We start from the raw sequence: 1,476 nt of genomic DNA, 5'->3' as shown, positions 1-1,476 counted from the left end.
GATGTGCGTCATAATAGTTAGACATAAACTAACTATTATGAGGTGAAACGCAATGAAAGGTTATTATACCGCTGAATTCAAGACGAATTTAATCACGGAATATTGGAACGGATCACTCTCGTCACGCCAAATTGCAGATAAGTACGATATTCCGGTTGATACTTTCCGTCAATGGCACAGATGGGCCAGAGAACACGGTCTTAGCACTATTCAAGCCAGTGATCGACGACAGGGATATAGTATGGCGTTCATTGGTGACGTGTTACAATATCTGAAAACAGATGCTGTAACGATCAGACAAACGGCCACACACTTTAAAGTTGATGGTAGCTTAGTTTCTCGATGGAATCATCAATTCACTCAAGGAGGAATTGCCGAGATTCGTCAGCATCTTCAAGGAGCTAGGACCGTGAAGAAAACTAAACGTAAAAAGAACTCAGCTATTCGTAAAAACAGCTACGAAAAACGGATTGCCGAGCTTGAACAACAGCTAGATGATACCAAGTTGGAAAACATTATCTTAAAAAAACTGCAACCCCAATCGAGGAGTTCTCTAACCGAGAAAAAGCACAACTAGTTGACACGATTCGGGATAATGAAACTACCAACTATTCAGTCAGTACCCTACTTAAGGCCGTTCAACTTAAGCGGCCAACTTATTATGATGAACGAAAAAGAATCGCCAATACCGTTGATAAGTACGCTGACATTAAACAAGTGATTCTTAAAATCTACGCTGATAGCTTTAAAACGTATGGTATCGGCGTATTTCGAAAATCTTGGAAAACACCTATGGTCTTCATGTGGGTGACGCTAAATTGCGCGAGTTAATGAAGGACGTGGGCATCGATAACACGCTATACAACGAACATACTGCGCACTATAGCTCCTTTAAAGGTGATCAAAAAAAAGCAAAAAATCTCTTAAAAGGGCGATTTGTGGCGAAAGATCCATATACTGTTCTGCACACTGATATTACGCAAGTTAGGCTTCTTAATGGCAAATTTGGCTACATCTCAACCATCATGGATGAAGCAACCCGTGAAATATTAGGGATTGTCGTTAGTGATAGTCCAAATAAAGACCTAGTCGCAGCAACTTTAGATGAAACGCAAACAAAGCTACCGGAGGGGGCCACACCAATTCTGCACTCAGACCACGGTTGGCACTATCAAACACCAGACTATCGTGAGTACCTTAAAAAGAACAATTACACCATCAGTATGTCACGAAAGGGACATTGCCTCGACAATGCCCCCATGGAAAGCTATTTTCATTTGATGAAAGTAGAATCACTTAATCGTCAAAAATTACACACACTTGAAGAACTTCAAACGGCTGTTGATCGCTATACAGAATGGTTTAACACCACTCGAATTTCGCTTAAAACTAACTGTAAATCACCGATGAATTACCGAGATGAACTATTGGCAGCATAGAAATTTACACAATGTCTAACTTTACCGTTGCACATCA

Annotated in this window: 2 protein-coding genes; both read left to right on the top strand. The window is 40.5% G+C overall.

The genetic code is table 11. The features are described from left to right. The first annotated feature begins 52 nt into the window (after positions 1 to 52). Positions 53 to 577 (top strand): helix-turn-helix domain-containing protein, encoded by a 525-nt coding sequence (locus tag JCM2765_RS16470; RefSeq protein WP_054737607.1) that lies wholly within the window; start codon positions 53 to 55, stop codon positions 575 to 577. 190 nt (positions 578 to 767) lie between these two features. After that, positions 768 to 1,439 (top strand): IS3 family transposase, encoded by a 672-nt coding sequence (locus JCM2765_RS16465; RefSeq protein WP_225352158.1) that lies wholly within the window; start codon positions 768 to 770, stop codon positions 1,437 to 1,439. Positions 1,440 to 1,476: the final 37 nt, after the last annotated feature.

Source organism: Secundilactobacillus similis DSM 23365 = JCM 2765 (assembly GCF_001311075.1).
In the GTDB taxonomy this organism is placed as follows: Bacteria; Bacillota; Bacilli; order Lactobacillales; family Lactobacillaceae; genus Secundilactobacillus; species Secundilactobacillus similis.
The sequence above is the reverse complement of the archived record's forward strand: the minus strand, read 5'-3'. Positions and strand labels throughout refer to the sequence as shown.